11 protein-coding genes are annotated in these 17,466 nt (G+C 44.4%); 4 read left to right on the top strand and 7 right to left on the bottom strand.

Going from position 1 to position 17,466, the window contains the following annotated elements:
• The first annotated feature begins 77 nt into the window (after positions 1-77).
• Positions 78-293, top strand: a complete 216-nt coding sequence (locus AB6735_RS06370; protein ID WP_370995024.1) for a DUF2442 domain-containing protein — start codon at positions 78-80, stop codon at positions 291-293.
• Between the two features lie 87 nt (positions 294-380).
• Positions 381-1,331 (top strand): hypothetical protein, encoded by a 951-nt coding sequence (locus AB6735_RS06365; RefSeq protein ID WP_370995023.1) that lies wholly within the window; start codon positions 381-383, stop codon positions 1,329-1,331.
• A gap of 134 nt (positions 1,332-1,465) precedes the next feature.
• Here the strand turns inward: AB6735_RS06365 and AB6735_RS06360 are convergent, their stop codons facing one another.
• From AB6735_RS06360 to AB6735_RS06345, 4 genes are all read right to left on the bottom strand, one after another.
• Entirely contained in the window at positions 1,466-2,263 is a 798-nt protein-coding gene (locus AB6735_RS06360; RefSeq protein ID WP_370995022.1) for a prolyl oligopeptidase family serine peptidase, read from the bottom strand.
• A gap of 223 nt (positions 2,264-2,486) precedes the next feature.
• Positions 2,487-3,842: a glucoamylase family protein gene (locus tag AB6735_RS06355; protein ID WP_370995021.1), complete on the bottom strand. Its 1,356-nt coding sequence runs from the start codon at positions 3,840-3,842 to the stop codon at positions 2,487-2,489.
• A gap of 105 nt (positions 3,843-3,947) precedes the next feature.
• On the bottom strand, positions 3,948-5,483 hold the full coding sequence (locus AB6735_RS06350) for a RagB/SusD family nutrient uptake outer membrane protein (RefSeq protein ID WP_370995020.1): 1,536 nt from the start codon (positions 5,481-5,483) through the stop codon (positions 3,948-3,950).
• 11 nt (positions 5,484-5,494) lie between these two features.
• Entirely contained in the window at positions 5,495-8,494 is a 3,000-nt protein-coding gene (locus tag AB6735_RS06345) for a SusC/RagA family TonB-linked outer membrane protein (RefSeq protein WP_370995019.1), read from the bottom strand.
• A gap of 389 nt (positions 8,495-8,883) precedes the next feature.
• Between AB6735_RS06345 and AB6735_RS06340 the strand changes: the two genes are divergently transcribed.
• The gene (locus tag AB6735_RS06340; RefSeq protein ID WP_370995018.1) at positions 8,884-10,071 is read left to right on the top strand and encodes a M57 family metalloprotease; all 1,188 of its coding nucleotides are present in this window, start codon (positions 8,884-8,886) and stop codon (positions 10,069-10,071) included.
• A gap of 61 nt (positions 10,072-10,132) precedes the next feature.
• On the opposite strand, the gene AB6735_RS06335 is transcribed toward AB6735_RS06340, so the two are convergent.
• Positions 10,133-13,024 (bottom strand): triple tyrosine motif-containing protein, encoded by a 2,892-nt coding sequence (locus AB6735_RS06335; protein WP_370995017.1) that lies wholly within the window; start codon positions 13,022-13,024, stop codon positions 10,133-10,135.
• Between the two features lie 168 nt (positions 13,025-13,192).
• On the opposite strand from AB6735_RS06335, the gene AB6735_RS06330 reads away from it, so the two are divergent.
• A complete protein-coding gene (locus tag AB6735_RS06330) occupies positions 13,193-13,396 on the top strand; it encodes a hypothetical protein (RefSeq protein ID WP_370995016.1) in 204 nt (67 codons plus the stop codon).
• Positions 13,397-13,618: 222 nt separating this feature from the next.
• On the opposite strand, the gene AB6735_RS06325 is transcribed toward AB6735_RS06330, so the two are convergent.
• Both AB6735_RS06325 and AB6735_RS06320 read right to left on the bottom strand, forming a co-directional pair.
• The gene (locus tag AB6735_RS06325) at positions 13,619-14,581 is read right to left on the bottom strand and encodes a rhodanese-related sulfurtransferase (protein WP_370995015.1); all 963 of its coding nucleotides are present in this window, start codon (positions 14,579-14,581) and stop codon (positions 13,619-13,621) included.
• Positions 14,582-14,737: 156 nt separating this feature from the next.
• Positions 14,738-17,218 (bottom strand): DUF5686 and carboxypeptidase regulatory-like domain-containing protein, encoded by a 2,481-nt coding sequence (locus AB6735_RS06320; RefSeq protein ID WP_370995014.1) that lies wholly within the window; start codon positions 17,216-17,218, stop codon positions 14,738-14,740.
• Positions 17,219-17,466: the final 248 nt, after the last annotated feature.

The raw sequence follows: 17,466 nt of genomic DNA, 5'->3' as shown, positions 1-17,466 counted from the left end.
GAGGGACGACGAAGCAATCGCGAACTTTGCAGGGCACAGTTTTGATTTTTGAATTTTAACTTTTGAATTAATTCCCCATGCCACTATTCAGTTCACGTAAGGAAGAAAAAAAGGTAAAAGTAACTTTTGCCAATGGCTTGCTTTTTGTTGAAAAACCTGATGGTAAACAACAGGCTTTTCCGCTGGAGTGGTTCCCGAAATTGATGAACGCCAGCGATGAGGAACGGGAAGACTGGAAACAAACCGATAAAGGCATTCACTTTAACCAATTGGATTTGGACGTGGATCTTTAAATAGATATGAGATGTTAGATATGAGATTTGAGAAGGGGAAATATAAAATGTCTCAAATCTCGAATCTCATATCTCAAATCTAACAATATGACTTTCGAAGAGTTTTTTAAAAAGAAAAAGATCGACCTGGCTGCTTTGCAAGCGGCGGAAGGGGCACTATTTTCTGAATTTAAAACTCACTTTGAACAAATGGGCGAAAAAAGTTTCGACCATACCAAAAAATATTGGTTCAATAAACTTAGGCGACGGTTCCCGGCTGCACCTGAAATAAAAACGGAAAAGGTAAGGATAGAAAACAAGCTGGCCGAACAAACCATTACAGAAAGCCTCACAGAACCAGCCGCGCCATCAGCCAAACTGGGTTTTGCGCCTAAATTCAGGGCTGGCGGAGTTGCCAAATCTGCCGAAGAAAAACAAGAAACTAAGCCAGAAGAGACTACACCTGCTGCAGAGGCTTCGGCCAAACTGGCATTTAAGCCCCGGTTTAATCCAGGTATGGTAAAACCCAAACCAGCAGAGGATACTGCAAAACCACAGGAAAAGTCTGAAGCAAAAGAAGAAAATACAATCCCTGCAAATGACGCTCCAAAGCCCGCATTTAAGCCGCGTTTTAATGCCGCGATGATGAAGCCGAAACCTGCTGAAGAGGCCGCAGAACCACAAGATAAGCCTGAAGCAGAAAAAGAAAATACATCAACACCTACAGATCAAGCGCCGGCAAAATCAGCATTCAAACCCCGGTTTAATGCTGCCATGATGAAGCCTATGCCTGCGGAAGGTGAAGCAACACCAGAAGAAAAACCGGAGGTAAAAGAAGAGCCTGCTTCATTTGCTGAACCTGCTCCCAAACCCGGATTTAAACCGCGTTTTAACCCCGGTATGGTAAAACCAAAACCTGCGGAAAGCGAAGCTGCACCGGAAGAAAAGCCAGAAGATAAGGCTGATACTCCACCGCCTGCGGGAGAGTCTGCCCCTAAATTGGGATTTAAGCCCCGGTTTAATATGAAAACTCCTCCGCCAAAATCAACTGAAGAGTAGCTGAGGACATGTTTTCTCCACGCGTCATTGCGAGGTACGAAGCAATCTTTATGCTATACAGAGCGGCTCTGCTAATCGGGGATTGCTTCGTACCTGCAATGACGTGCGGGAGAGAGAAAACCCATCACTCCAAACTATTTGCTATGCGAAAACAGCCAGCTAAATAGCTCAGGTTCTTTAAAAGCATTATCCCAGCTGTTATGGTCAACGCCGGGGTAAAGAGTAAATTTAGGTTCGCCGCCGGCCTCTTTAATGGCTGCTACCATTACTTCGGAATGATCGGACGGAACAACACTGTCTTTGCTGCCGTGGAAGATCCATAGCGGTACTTTTTTAGCGTATTTTTTAGCGTTCAGTGTATTGTCGCCGCCGCAGATAGCAAAAGCCGCGGCAAATATCTTGGGTTCGCGGCCAATGATTTCAAACGTACCCATTCCGCCCATGCTGAGGCCGCCCACGTAAACCCGGTGTTTATCAACAAAAGGTTTATCTAAAAACTGGTCGACCAAACCTATCAGCATGCGCATAGCTATGGTAGGTTGTTCATTCACCTGGAAAACGAATTTGCGCTTTTGCGTAGCGGGATCGGTTTCCTGTTGTACGTTTGACCAGTAGCTGTTTGCCGGGCATTGCGGGAAAACTATAATAGCTTCGTATTTTTCTCTTACGCTATCCTGCAACAAACGTGATGGTCCATATTTTAACTGCGACTCGTTATTATTGCCGCGCTCGCCGGCACCATGCAGCACAAACAGCAGAGGGTATTTTTTATTAGGATCAAAATGCTTGGGGAACAGTAACCGGTAAGGGAGGGTATCGCCTTTCATAGTAAAGCTGCCGCGATCAAAAGACGATAAATTTTGGGAACGGGCCGAAAAAGAAAATGCTAAGAGTAAACTTAGCATTCCTATAATAAATTTTTTGTGGATCATGGGCTATGTTTAAGATCTGTTTATGCTATAGTTAGCTAAACAAATTTAACGCCTTTTGATTTACATTTTTTTAATATTTTTTTACAGCGGTAACAATGAACATAAAAACCACTGCCTTTTAGACATTTCTAAAAAAGGCTGTCGTGCTGAGCTCCGTCGAAGCATGGTGGCCGGCCTCTGCGCGCGCCCCTTCGACGGAACTCAGGGTGGCAGCCCCTGTTTTTTAAGGGTGTTTAGCTATAGCCGGACTCTCAAAACCCAGCTTGGTAAGCCCTTTCTGTACTTCGGGGCAGCTCATGAACAGTTTCCATAATAAGCCGGTGCGGTAGTTTTCGATCATCACGATGATCGGTCCCTGGTCAATAGCCAGGTATGATTTGGCGTACCAGTTATGTGATTCACTAAAAGCATCAACAAAACCATATTCGCCCCAGATCTTATCGCCCAGGTCGTAATAAAAATGGCGCAGGGCTTTCATAGAGTATTCAGGCGTATATGGAAATGCCGACAAGGCTGCGGTAGGTGTGATCACCCCCAGGTCGTTGGTAGGCGAATGGGCATTGTATCCTTCAAAATTATCACTTGCGGTAAGTCCCCAGCAGTTTTCGCCATAACCTTTAAATTTTTTAGGGTTATCTACACAATAGGCGTGATTGATCAAAGTATGATTTTTATTCTGCTCCCAATAATCGGCATACTGATCTTTTAAACCTTTGGGGTTTAAACCCAGAAAGGAGTATTGCGAAAAGAAAAGCGGTCCGCCGTAATCAAAACCCAGAGGCAGCTTAAACCCATAAAATGTTTTACCATTCTTAAAAAAGTCACTTTGAGCCCAGCCCCTGTGGTATATATCGGCGCTTACGGGGTAACGCTCTGCCGAAGCCGCCAGCACATAGGTGATCAGGCACTCGTTAAAGCCATGTATCGGGAAGTTCATGGCCCAGCCATTGTTAGGGCTCCAGTGCCAGTACAGGGCGTCGCGACCCTCGCGGGTATACCAGTTCCATTCCATTTCGCCCCACATCCAGCCGATCACATCGCGTATGCGCTGCTCTTGCGGGGTGTTGGCTGTAAAGTATTGCCTGGCACAAAGCAGGCCCTGAAAAAGATAAGCCGACTCCACAATATCACCGCCATCATCCTTACGGCCAAAGGGGATCACCTTACCGGTTTCGCCGTTCATCCAGTGCGGAAACGCGCCGTGGAAAGAATTGGCTTTATACAAAAAGTTAACGATTTTAACCATGCGATCAACCGCCTGCTTATGCGTTATCCATTTACGGCTATCAGCCACGATGATAGACATGATGCCGAAGCCCGATCCGCCGGTGGTTACCACCTCATCGCCATAATCAAAAGAGGTATTGCTGCGCTCGCGGGCCAGGCCGCTCACCGGGTGGCCAAAATCCCAAAAATAACGGAAAGTCTGGCGCTGAACTACATCGAGCAGGGCGTTATCGCTCAGGTTTTTGATAATACCAACGGGTTTAATAGTATCGGTATTAGCCGTTGCAGGTTTTTGCGCCAGGCAGTATATGGCCAGGCATAATAAAAAGGGGGTTAACAATAGTTTTTTCATGTAGATATATATGCGGGTTTCTTTTTTACAAAGACCGGAGGGATCGGTTAAAAATGGCTGCCTGCCTATGAAACAGGCAGCCGATAAATAAACCAATCTAACTGATTAATAACCAGTATTTTGTTTTAACCTGCCGCCGCTCAGGTCAATTTGTGTTTGCGGGATGGGAAATAAAGCATTTTTGGCGCTCCATGATTTACCGTGCGCGGCAAATGCTGCAGCAGCACGGCCAGGCATTACCGCGTCCTGACGAACGATGTCAAAAAAACGGTCATGCTCTTCGGCCAGCTCCATGCGGCGCTCATGCCAAATAGCTAACAATGAAGCATCTGCTGCTGGTAATTTTGCCCTGGTACGTACCAGGTTCAAATCGGTTGAAGCCTCTCCTGTTCTGCCCAGTTGAAAAGCAGCTTCGGCATTGATCAGCAATACATCGGCATAGCGTAAAATGCGCACCTGTTTTGGCAGGCGATCGGTATTGCCGCCGCAATTAGTTTCTGCTGTACGACTATGATAAGCTTTATAACTGTAGGTGCTGTTTTGAACAGAATCCTGGCTTGGTATGCGGAAACCGTCCCACAACACGGTGCCATGCGGCAGTATGCTGATCACGGTAGCTGCCTTACGTACATCATTGGGTTCATATTCCTTTAATAAAGCATCCGACGGATTGTTAAAACCAAAGCCCAGATCGGCCCAGCCAAATTTACCACCGGCACGAGGGCCCTGGGATACGGTGTACAGATTAATACCAGCAGAGCAGTCTTTGTTGATACCTGCCTGGATCTCAAATATCGATTCGGAATTGTTATTACCACCATCGCCGTTCACAGCGTTTTGTCGCCATATCAACGAGTAATCCTTTACCAATGAATATTTACCACCATCCATCACAGCTTTTGACAGGTCATAAGCTTTCTGGTAGTTTTTCATATACAGGTACACTTTGGCTTCCAATGCCTGTGCTGCGCTTTTAGTAGCACGACCAACGTCGGTAGCGCCCTTATCGGGTAGGTTGGCAACGGCAAAATCCAGGTCACTTACAATAAACGCGTAAATAGCATCGGCTGTGGCGCGGGTTTGGTATTTGTCCTGGTTGGCTTCGCTGGCCAATGGTACTTTATCTAACAGTGGCACCCCGCCGTATAAACGCACCAGGTTAAAATAGAAGTAGGCCCTTAAAAATTTAGCCTCGCCAATCAATGCGTTTTTGGTAGCCGCATCAAACTGGGCATTCTGCAATTTATCCAAAGCCTGGTTTGCACGGGCAACACCTTGATAATGGCCTGTCCAAACGTTGTTAACCACCCCATTTGACGCGGATGTTTGCAGGTTATCAATTTGTTTGGCATCACCATAATCATCAGGCGAGCTTCCTTTATCGGCATCATCAGAGGCGATGTCGGTCATGATCACAAACTGGAAGCTATCGATATCCGGATCAAAACCGCCTATATAAAATACGTTGTAGATACCCGTTACCAATGCTTTAGCTGCATTGGGGTCATTGGCAATATCATCCTGCGTTATTTTACCTTGCGGGTTAACATCAAGGTAATGCTTACACGCGCTGAGGGTAGCGGTTAAAACCAGCATACAAACAGCTATAATGTTTAAATTTTTATTATATATCTTTTTCATAATGCTGCATATTAAAATTGAAGGTTCAAACCAAGTGCAAAGGTGCGGGTTACCGGGTAGTTGGTATTATCTATACCTGCCTCGGTGATACCAGTGTTCACATCATTATTAAATAACTCCGGCGATGAACCGCTGTACCGTTTTAAGGTGAAGAGGTTTTGTGAGGTCAGGAAGATCCTCAACCTGGAAATATTGGCCCTTTTTAGCATAGCCGATGGCAACGTATAACCTAATGTTAAGTTGTTTAAGCGCAGGTACGCTCCTGATTCAATAAAATAGGTTGATGGCGGCGTTGATGAGGTAATTACATTAGGGTCGGTGCCGGAAGGCTTAGCGGTCGTAAAACGGCTGTTGGCATAACTGGCCTCAATGTTGTCATTTTCGCTGCCCCTGGAATTCTTTTTACCATTATAGATCTTGTTGCCCCAATTGCCTGTAAAATCGGCGCTCAGGTCAAAATGAGTGTAATTGATAGCAAAGTTAAAGCCACCATAGTATTTGGGCTGATATGAGCCGGCATAAACACGATCGTTAGCATCAATTACACCATCATGGTTAATGTCGGCATATTTGAGTCCGCCAACTTTATTAGGTTCAAAGGTATTGGTGGGCGCTCCGGTAAGCTCAGCCGCGTTTTGGAAAACACCAGTAGCCTGCAATACATAATAACTGCCAATAGGCTGGCCATTGTCTGTACGGGTAACTTGTTTTGAATTGATACCGCCGCCGAATAATGCCTGGCCGCCATTTAAGCCAATTACATTGTTTTTATTATAGCTGATGTTTGCTCCCACACTGTATGACAGTTTGCTGTTGATCTTGTCGTTCCACTTTAAACCCAGCTCAAAACCTTTGTTGCTGTAGGATGCGGCGTTGGTGATATAAGTATTGTCCGGATCGCCAAGGATACCGGGGAGCGGTATCTTGGTTAGCGCATTGGATACTTTTTTGTTGTAATAATCAACCTCACCACTTAAGCGGTTATTGAGGATAGCAAAATCCAAACCGATATCAAACTGAGCTGTAGTTTCCCACTTCAGGTTCAGATCTTTAATATCCTGTATCACGCTACCCAGGTTTAATGTGTTATTAAAATAATAAGGCAGGTTTGAGGTAGCTGTAACAATGTACAACGCCTGATCAATATTATCGTTACCAAGCTTTCCGTAGCTGGCACGTAGTTTTAACTGATCAAACAGATGGTTATCTTTCATGAACGATTCTTCCGAAATTACCCAGCCACCACCAAAGGTGTAAAAGTTGCCCCAGTGCTGGTTGAATTTAGAGCTACCATCACGACGGAATGATCCGCTTAGCAGGTATTTGCCTTCAAAACCATAATTTACCCGACCTACAAATGATTGCCTGGTAAACAAGCCGCCGCCGTTATCGTCTTTAGCATTCACATCCGGATTGCCCAGGCTCAGGTACCATTGATCCTGGTTGGCCGGTACATCCTGGCGCGAACCGTTGAGATAATTTGATTTATTTTTTTCGGTAACTATACCCCCTAAAACTGTTAAGTGGTGTTTACCGAAGGTTTTATCAAAAGTTACGGTGTTATCCCAGGTATACTGATAAGAGTCGTCGTTTTGAACAAACAACACGCTGTTATCCTGCCTTTGATTACCGCCGCCTACTGTAAAGGTGCTGTTATCAGAATGGAACTGGTATTGATAGTTTTTCTGGTTGTTAAAACGAATATCGGCATTAAACGCGGAATGAAAGGTAAGCGAGCTGATAGGTTTATAATCTAAAGCTACATTACCCTGTACACGGTTGTTGAGTGTAAAATTGTTAGCCTTATCCAACTGCAGTAATGGGTTGCCCACATTACCCCATGCCGAAGTATTACCATACTTGCCATCTATCATTGATGGGATGATGGGGGCTGCCCGATAAATATTTCCATATATGCTGTTTAGATTAACCGTTTGTTCGGCGCCGCGTGTCAAAGAGATCTGCTCGCTGAATTTTAGCTTTTTGGATATGTTTATTTCATTATTGGCACGGATAGTAAAGCGCTGGAAACCGTTGGTTTTAATAACGCCCTGATCATCAAGATAGTTGGCGCTAATAAAATAGGTGTTGTTTTCGCCGCCGCCTGCAACCGAAACGTTATGATTGGTGGTAAACGCATTACGCGAAACCGCTTTTAGCCAATCGGTAGTTCCCGGAGAGGTTACCGGGGCGTTTACATCGGCGCCGGGGTTGGCATCTTTCAAATAATCGGTGTATTGGGCGCGATTAGCCAGTTGAAGCGGATTGGCTATTTCCCTGAATCCAATGGTAGCGTCATAGCTTACTGTAGGCGGACCGCTTTTACCCTTTTTGGTAGTGATAATAACTACACCATTTGCGCCACGTACACCATAGATGGCCGCCGACGCATCTTTTAGCACATCCAGGCTCAATATATCATTGTTGTTGATGTTTCGGATATCATCTGTTAATACCCCATCAACTACATAAAGCGGGTTGGCGCCGGCAAGCACAGAGCCAGTACCACGGATACGCAAAATAGGTGCCGAGTTTGGTTGACCGGATGATAAAACCTGTACACCGGATACTTTCCCCTGCAAAGCCTGGGTTGGCGTTTGCACGGGTTGCTTGGCCAACAGATCGCCATTTACACTGGCAACGGCTCCGGTTACATCGCGTTTTTTCTGGGTGCCGTAACCAATTACCACCACCTGCTGAAGTTCTTTAGCTTCGGGCTGTAGTTTTACGGTTAACGTGTTTTGGTTATTAACGGGCAACGATAGGGTTGTATAACCAATGTAGGTGAAAACAAGTGTTGCATCTGGCGGCGCCTGCAAGGTGAAAGCGCCATTTACGTCGGTTTGAGTTCCGGTGGTGGTACCCTTTATTGCAACACTTACGCCAATTAGGGGCTCGCTGGTATTGGCATCGGTAACTTTACCTTTTACCGGTGCGTTTTGAGCAAATGAAGTGTTAACAAAAAAGAAGCAGAATAACACCAACACAGAAATAGTAAGGTTTCTTTTCATAGTGGTTATTAGTAAGTGAGCGTTATAAAATAATTGGTTTATTATTTGACAAAACTGGACAGATATTACCCATTTATCAAAAAAATTAACTCAACATTAATACATCATATTAAAAACACTTGCTCAATGTTTTGGTTTTTATTTTTTAATTATTTGATTATCAATTTATTGTGTGTTGAGTATAAAATGTGTATATACTACAAGACCTAAGCTATGCAGGTAAAGATGAATTGGGACTGTGAGAGGTAATGATGTAGTATTATGGGGTACTGAGCAGGTTAATTAAACCTTTAAAAGGATAGGTGATTTGTGGCACACTTGACTTTTCAGCAGGGATATTAATATCTTTAGTTAACCAATAATACCTATAAACTTAAAACCTGCTAATTATGAAAAAACACCTCTGTTTAATTTTCTTAGGATTCTTTGTGATCTTTTTTATCAATTCCTGTAAAAAGCAAGGCGCTAATGCTCCTGATCAAAATGGAAAGATCCCCGACGATGTATTGAGTGCTATTACCAAAATGGGCTTCAACGCTAACGATGTTCACGCGGTTAATGATGGTTACATCGTAGAGGGCGACATTTTTATTGCTAAAACATCACTGGGCAAAACAGTGAACAGCGCCAACATCGTTATTGCCAAAACCGAGCAGTACCGAACCAATAACCTGGTAACGGGTTTGCCCAGAATGATCAATATATCGGTAACAGGCCTAACCGGTAATTTTATTACGGCCACCGATGCAGCCATTTTACGATGGAACAACTTAAATCTTACCGTTAAATTTCAGCGGGTAGGCAGCGGCGGCAATATCGATATCAGCGGCATTTACCAGGGCCCCTATCCCGATGGATCTATTTTGCTGGGCAGGGGTGGCTTTCCCGAAAATGGAAATCCATATGGCACCGTTGTACTCAACACTTATGTGTACAATGCAAACAGCGATGTTGGCTATATGACATCGGTAATACAGCATGAATTAGGGCATTGTATAGGCTTGCGGCATACCGATTATTTTAACCGCGCCTTTAGTTGTGGCGGAAATACCAATGCCGAACCATCAAACTATAATCCATCAGATCCGCAGAATTATCCCGGCGCTATCAATATCCCAGGAACGCCGACAACTGCTGACGCGGGTTCATTAATGCTGGCCTGTAACAATGGTGTCGACCGTTCTTTTAATCCCAATGATGTTGTAGCGCTGAATTATCTGTATGGTCAGCCGGCAGCCCCTTCGGCAACTATCAATAACAAGAGTAGTTTTGATTGGGTGGATGGTGGTTCAAACCCTATAGTGAATGGTTCGGGATCAGGCAGCGGAACAATCAAGGCCCCGGCTGGTTCAACCGTAGCGGTAACCATTTCTGCTTACGGACCACAAATTACTCGTACCACCTTTACCATGTCGGGGGCGCAGTTAAGTGGCCCTATGGGAAATAACGTTACTGTGCAGGTTGGCAGTACCACGCAAACATTTGTAACGCCGGCCAGCGGCCAGGTAAGCTGGAACGGAACATTTTATAGATCTACCTCATCAGGCACAGGTCATATATCAGTGCAGCTGCAATAATGACGCATACACATTGATTTAAAAATAAAAAGGAGAAGGCCGCAAGGCCTTCTCCTTTTTATTATAGTTCTATCAGAAACTCCGTAAGGTTTTTATCATGCTCCAAATTGAGCTTTTTACGCAGCCGGTACCGCCTGATCTCGACACCGCGCAGTGAAATATTCAGTAATGAGGCCATTTCTTTACTGCTCATATTCATGCGCAGATAGGCACATAATTTCAGGTCATTCGGCACCAGGTCGGGGTGACCGGATTTAAGTTTTTTGAAAAAGTTTTCATGCGCCTCGTTAAAGCTTTTTTCAAATATATTCCAGTCTCGTTCATCATTCATACCCTCATCAATAACTTTTTGAATGCGACGTAACTGATCAGCAGCCAATTTTTTGCCAGAGCTGTCTTTCAGATGTGTTATTTCTTCGCTGATCTTTTGCAGCAGTTCATTTTTATAAACCAGGTTCATGGCCGAGTTGGCCAGCTCGCGGCTTTTACCGGCCAGGTCGGCCTGCAGTTGTTCATTTTTAATATTGATGATATGCTGTTCGTTGGCAATGGCTTCCTGTTTTAAAAATTCTTCTTTTTCTTTTTGCAGTTTCTCCTGTAGATGCTGTTGGTGGCGCCGGAGTTTTAAGCGGTAATAATATCTTACCAGGTAATAAGCCAAAATGAGCAGCAGCACATAAAAAGCTATAGCCAATTTGCTGGCATACCAGGGGGCAAGCACCGTAAAGGTTAGTGTAGTAATGGCCGATATGTTTTGATCATTGATCTTGGCCCTAACTTTAAAATGATAAGTACCCTGGTTAAGATTGGTAAACTCTTTCTGGCTTTGCGGCGCCCAGTCAGACCATTGCCTCGAGTATCCTTCCAGGTAATATTGAAACTTGATCTTGGCTTGTTTGTAATAAGGCAGCGAATAAGCGATACGGATATTGTTTTGAGAATAGGGTATCTCAATAGTGTTATGCGGGCTATTCATATCGCTGAGCACGTAAACCTTGTCGGTCACGTTTTCGATGCGGCGTATCAGCACCTGTGGAATTTTTACCGGGCTGGGCAAAAGAGCGTCTCCGTCATTCAATATCACAAAACCATCATCAATACTGATGAGGTAGGTTAAATTGTTAATGCGGTTGATGGTTTCATAATGCTGTACCATTTGTCCGTTGAGTACCGTAAAACGGTTGGTATCGATACTGGTTTTACCGGGTATCGAAAAATCAGCCAGAGCAACACGCCCATGGTTGATGAACCAATACCGCTTGCCCAAAGCCTTAATGATTTTACCCGACGAGGCAAACGTGCCCAGTTTTTTGTTGAGCTGGGCATACTTAAAAAAGCGATCGGTGATATCGTCATAGATATAGAAGCCGGAGTCAGAGGAAAAAACCACGCGATTGTCCAGGTCAAATACATTCACGTTATAGCTGCCAGGCAGACCGTATTTCCGGTCATAATATACGCTGGAGGTTACTTTTTTAAGATCGCTGCTCAGCGTGAGCTTATAAATACCCTTATAGGCATGGCTCACCCATATCTGCCCTTTGCTGTCCTGCTCTATAAAGCGCGAAGGTTCGCCAAAACCTTCTACCTTATGGCTGAATACCCAGTTGCCCGCAGCATCTTTTTTATAGATCACCAGGCCGGTATAGGTACCCTGTACCAGCTTGTCCGGACTGAGTTTTTTGATGGTCCAGCCGCCGGTTACGGTTGATATTTTGGTAATGATATTACTATTCACCTGGTAAGTACCATCATTATGGCCGCAAAGCAGGCGTCCATCTTGTAACGAAAGATCCCAAACCTGCCCCTGCGAACCGGGGATCAACTTAAAATCAAAAGATTGGAAAAGTTGGTTATTATCCGCGATCCAGTCGCTGTAAAAAAGGCCCTGATTGGTGCCCAGGTATATTTTGTTATTAAATATGATGCTGGCATAAACCGTCCCGAACCTGCCGGTTTTGTCAAAATAGAAATACAGCGGTGAGTTTACCTCTATGCGGTCGATGCCATTATCCAGTCCGGCCCACAGGTTTTGTTCGTTATCGGTATATAAACTTAAAACGGTATTGTTTTGCAGCCCGCTTGCTTTGTTGATGTGCTGTACCACATGCCCGGCGGTGTCTACAATTACAATACCGTTGAGGATAGTACCGTAGGCAAAATATTTACCCGGGATAACAGCCCCGTTATTCAATTGGTAGGTTTTTAAAAAATCGTTGGCCTGGTTAATCCAGGGGCTTATATGGACGCCATCGTAAATAAACAGTCCGTTTTGCGCGGTGCCAATAATATATTTATTACCCTGAAACGGCAGTATGGAGAGCACGCCGCTGGTGCCTAATATATTGCTGCGCTGTACATACTCCAACCGGTTGCCCTTTAACTCAAACAATCCTGACGATACCTGCTCCACAAAAAAGCGTTTGCCCGCCTGAAATAAAAACAGGTAGGGCTTTGGCGCTTTGATAACGCTGATACCGCCCTTTGCATAAATGTATATGGCCCCGAATGATTGGAACAGCACCCTATCACCATCGATATATATTTTCCAGATCTCCTCGTTAATGGGCCGGTATTGTTTGGGAACCAGGTTAATCAGGGAGTTATACTTTAAAAAACCTTTATGATCATCCTGCCAGTAGCCAAACTCGCCAAAGGCGCCGGTGTATATTTTGCCCTTGCTATCCGCCAAAACCGAGCGTACAATAAGGCCGTTGGGCATGTGGTGCTGCTGCCAGTATTTGCCGTCGAAACTTAACAGTCCTTCGGCATTGCCAAAATACATAATGCCCTGCTCGTCGCGCGTAACCGACCAGTTTTGATTGCCCGACTGGTATATGTTTTTGGTATAGTTTTGTACATAAGGAACGCCTATGCTTTTGATATCAACCGCGCCGGAATAAAAAACAGCAGTAAAAAACAGGTATAAACCAATCCAGATAGCTTTGCGCATAGTGTTTATAAACAGATGTAGGGTGTGATCAGTTGTACGAAAATACAGTTTGCCTCCCGGATAAAAAACAATAGCAACTATATAATTGTAGTATAATAAGCAAAAATGACTATTGCAGATACTATGCTATTTACTTAGCTTGCAGTTAAACAAACAAACATAAACAACATGAAGAAACTATTTACCATGCTGATGCTCGCTGTAATGAGCTTTGGCGCTGTTACCACTTATGCTTTACCACAAACTAAAAAAGACGGTACTGCCGATAAAAGATATAAAGCCAATAAAGTAAAACTAAAGAAAGACGGAACGCCAGATAAGCGTTATAAAGCAGCTAAACCAGCCGCTGCTCCGGCCAAGAAAAAAGCTTAATCAAAAAAAATCCCCGATGATGTTTTCACCGGGGATTTTTTTGTGGGAGCCCTCCGCGCCGTCATTGCGAGGAGGAACGACGTGGCAATCCCCGATAGGCAGAGTTCTCTGTAAGTAGGGGATTGCCACGCTACGCTCGTAATGACGTGTTTTTTTATGAGGCTTTTACCCTCTTGCCGCTTGCGAAAGAGAGGGTGGTCGAGCGAAGCAAGACCGGTGAGTCTATTCGCCAGCCAATTGTATCTTTCCTTTTTTCTGCACGTTTACCGGTTGAGGCACCTTTACATAATAGCCTGTACCATCATACTCCCTTTTGCGGGGGTGACTTTGGCAGGCGTCGCTGCAGCAGCCTTCCATTTTGGTGCCGCATTCGTCACATTGGGTAAAATGCTCATTACACTCCGGGTTGGCGCAGTTGATCATTTTGGGCGTAACCTTACCGCAATTACGGCAGGTGGATATCACCACAGGGTTTACGCTGTTCACATCAACAGAAAGGCGGTTGTCGAAAACATAACATTTGCCTTCAAAATCCTCGCCTCCGGCTTCCTTACCATATTTGATAATACCGCCATGCAGTTGGTAAACATCCTTAAAACCCTCATGCAGCAGCAGGGCCGATGCTTTTTCGCATTTAATACCGCCGGTGCAATAGGTTAATATCTTTTTATCCTTGTACTGGGCCAGCTGGTTGATCATCTCCGGGAAATCCCTGAAATTCTCAATATCAAGCGTTACCGCGTTTTTGAATTTTCCTAAGGAATGCTCATAGTTGGAACGTACGTCAAGCACCACTACATCGTCGCGGTCTTTCATCGCCAAAAAATCCTTGGGTTCCAGGTGTTTGCCGGTTTGCTGCTGCGGGTTAATCACATTAGGATCGCGCAGGCCCGAGTGTACGATCTCTGATTTATACCGTACGTGCATTTTTACAAACGAAGGGGTATCCACCTCATCAATCTTAAAATCGATACCGGCAAAACGCGGGTCGGCGTGTACGGTATCCATATAAGTTTTACAGGCTTCGGCTGTGCCAGAAACGGTACCGTTAAGCCCCTCGGTTGCTACAATAATGCGACCGGTTAAACCTAAACTTTTACAAAATTTTAAATGATCGGCAGCAAATTGCTCCGCATCAGCTATTGTTGAATAACAATAGTACAGTAGTGTATTATATTGTGCCATAATCCATTGATACCGCTGCAAACGGTGTTAAATGAGGCGCAAAGATAGGAATTTTGTTTTGAGTCCGAAAGTCCACATAAGTCCGGAAGTCGGAAAGTAAAAAAATGCTGCACTAAACTTTCGGACTTATGCTGACTTTCCGACTCCCGGACTCCTTTACCTTATGCCATAAAATATCCTGAACCCTTGTATGTACTTTTGGTTCCCGGCGTAGGAGATACCGTAGTCAACCCTGAAAATGAGGCGTTGTACACCGATGTAAAACTCGCGGTAGTTGGTATTTCCTTTGGTGGTAAGAAAATTGGCGCCAATCAATTCTTCCAGTTTTAGTTTCCGAAGGATGGGTATCCTGTTGAATATCGACCCTGCAAAATTATGCTGGAAGTGTGCCTCCAGGAAAGCGCCGTTGGTGCTGTAGGTATAGAACGGTAAAAAGTGGAAACTGCCCACATAAGTTGGATCGAAGGTTAAACCTTGATTACCCAAAAAGTGGTTATAATCCATATAATACAGCTTGTTGTTATTAAAAAAGCCGCCCGCGCTTACCTTAAACGACGAGAAGCCGGTTAGCCCCAGACGGATATTGTTTTGCGAAATATCGGCCGAGGCAAAATCATAATCCACATCAGAGCCGAACGCATTTTTAATGCCCTTACGGTAATTGACGGTTAGGGTTGGATATTTTGATGGTAGATTGAATTTACCGGTGGGCCTGGTTTCATACTGCTGATCAAAAGTAATGGTGGCCGATGCCGTGAAAACAAGCGCCTGGTTATCCGGAAATAATTGCGAATGATCATCGGGCGGTGTTCCCGGTGGAGCTAAAGGATTATTGGAAGTAAATTCCCGGTCTTTCACATCCTTAAACTTGCCGAAGGATGTATTATACAGTTGACTGCGGCTGGAGTAAGTGAGGTTGCCGTTCAGCAAAACACCATTCAGTATTTCCCGCTGATATCCAAACATGCCGTAATGCGACCGATAATATTTTACATAGTTGTTTTCGCTGAGCAGGGTACTCAATGTGTTGAAATATAGTGACCGCGTGCCTACGTTATTCAGATCGAGCACATCGCTGCCAAAACCGGCAAAAAATTTGGCATTATGAAAAGGATCGTTCCGGTACTCGCCATACATATTGGCGCTGAGTATTTTATTTGAGAAGCCATACCGCAGATCGGGCGTTATGCTGTATGCCCTCAGGCTGTCCAAAACATGCGTATACCTTACTTTGGCGTTGATGCCGAAACCTTCAACCGTGTTGTAATAAAACGTTTGAATGAAAGGGTATATGTACAGCGAATCTTTTTCGCTGCGATTGCTGGCATGATAGCCAAATATCAGGTATCCCGGATAATTGATATGGTTTTTGTGGTGTTGCAGGGTATCAAGATACTGGTCGGTTTTTTTAAAAGCGGCTATACTATCTTTTTTCTGTATGTCACGCGCTTCCTGTTGGGTTAAAGGAACCGGGCGTGCCGAAGCCCAGTAATCCTCTTTTTTAGAATTAGCCGCGGTATCAACCTTTAATATTTCGCCGCTAAAAAAGCCATCGGGAAAAGTAGGATTAATTTTATAGTTATTGTAAATGGTGTTGTAATAGCCGCCAAACCTAAATCCCAATACCTTGCCTTTAAAGTTAAATTGTACCGAGGCCGGCATCCAAACACTGTCGGTAACAGCAATATACTGTTGTTTTATTTGCAGCGTATCAATCAGGTTAATGTTGCTCCTCTTGTTAGTCACATACAAATCGGCGGCGTATATGCGCCAGTCGCCCTCCACAATATATATGTTGCCTTCAAAGTACTGGCCGTGCCCGCGGCGTGGTATCACCTGTATCTTATCAATAGTACGGCCATTCTCAACCGAGGTGCCCAACAGTTTATACCGGTAAAAAATACCGGCGAAAGAAGCCACCGGCGATACAAAACCCCGGGTGCTGAGGCCATTGATAGCAAACACGTTCTGGTAAAAATTCACCTGCAGATCCGACGCTTTATTATAGCTGAACGCCGTGTTGATACCCGACATTTTTTTGGCGATGGTGATCTCCCTTACTTTATTGGGTTTTTGAAAGCTGAGGTCAGATAAGGACTCCGATTGATAAAGGATTCCCCTCCCCTGGGCGTCGAGGTCGAGGGTTTGCCGTACCGCCGGTGATAACAATGATTTGGGCGCGCTCAGCAGTTTTTGTACACCTTTAATATAAACCGCGCAGGAATATGATGTAGCTTCCTCTATATAATACTTGCGTTTTTTGATCACCTGTTTCATGATGGTATCACCCGCATCATGATTTTTTTGATAAACGGATGCCACGCGGTTGGTGGCAAATACCTCATCCTGCATCTGCACATTCAGTTGCTCATCATGGTCGGTTATGGTTACACTAACGGTTTTTTCATTATAGCCAACTACCCGGTAAGTTATATGATAAGTACCCGGACTCAGTTTAAACTGGTAAGCCCCATCCTCATTGGATGTAGTGCCATAAGTGGAGTTTTTGATATATACCGACGAAAAAGGGATCAGGTTGTTTTGTTGATCGGTTATTTGGCCCGATAATAAATATTGTTGCGCCGAAGCATTTATAGTACCTAACACTATAAAAATCAATAGTATGCAGTTCTTCATATTTTATAACTAATCAATACGTTTTCCCTGCAAAATGTTTTATCTGCAATTAATAAATATTTAACAATGGAATATTAAATATCGAACACTGAATATCGAATGTGGAATAATGAATTAAAGGGATAGCATGACGTATAGCCGGCTCACCCGGTCTGCGCTGTTCTTTCCCAGGCGTCATTGCTGTAAGGAACGACGTGGCAATCCCCGATATGCAGGGCGTCTCTGTAAGTCGGGGATTATTAATAATG

The organism is Mucilaginibacter sp. RCC_168 (assembly GCF_041355315.1).
Lineage (GTDB): Bacteria > Bacteroidota > Bacteroidia > Sphingobacteriales > Sphingobacteriaceae > Mucilaginibacter.
This window is presented reverse-complemented; position numbering and strand designations above follow the sequence as displayed.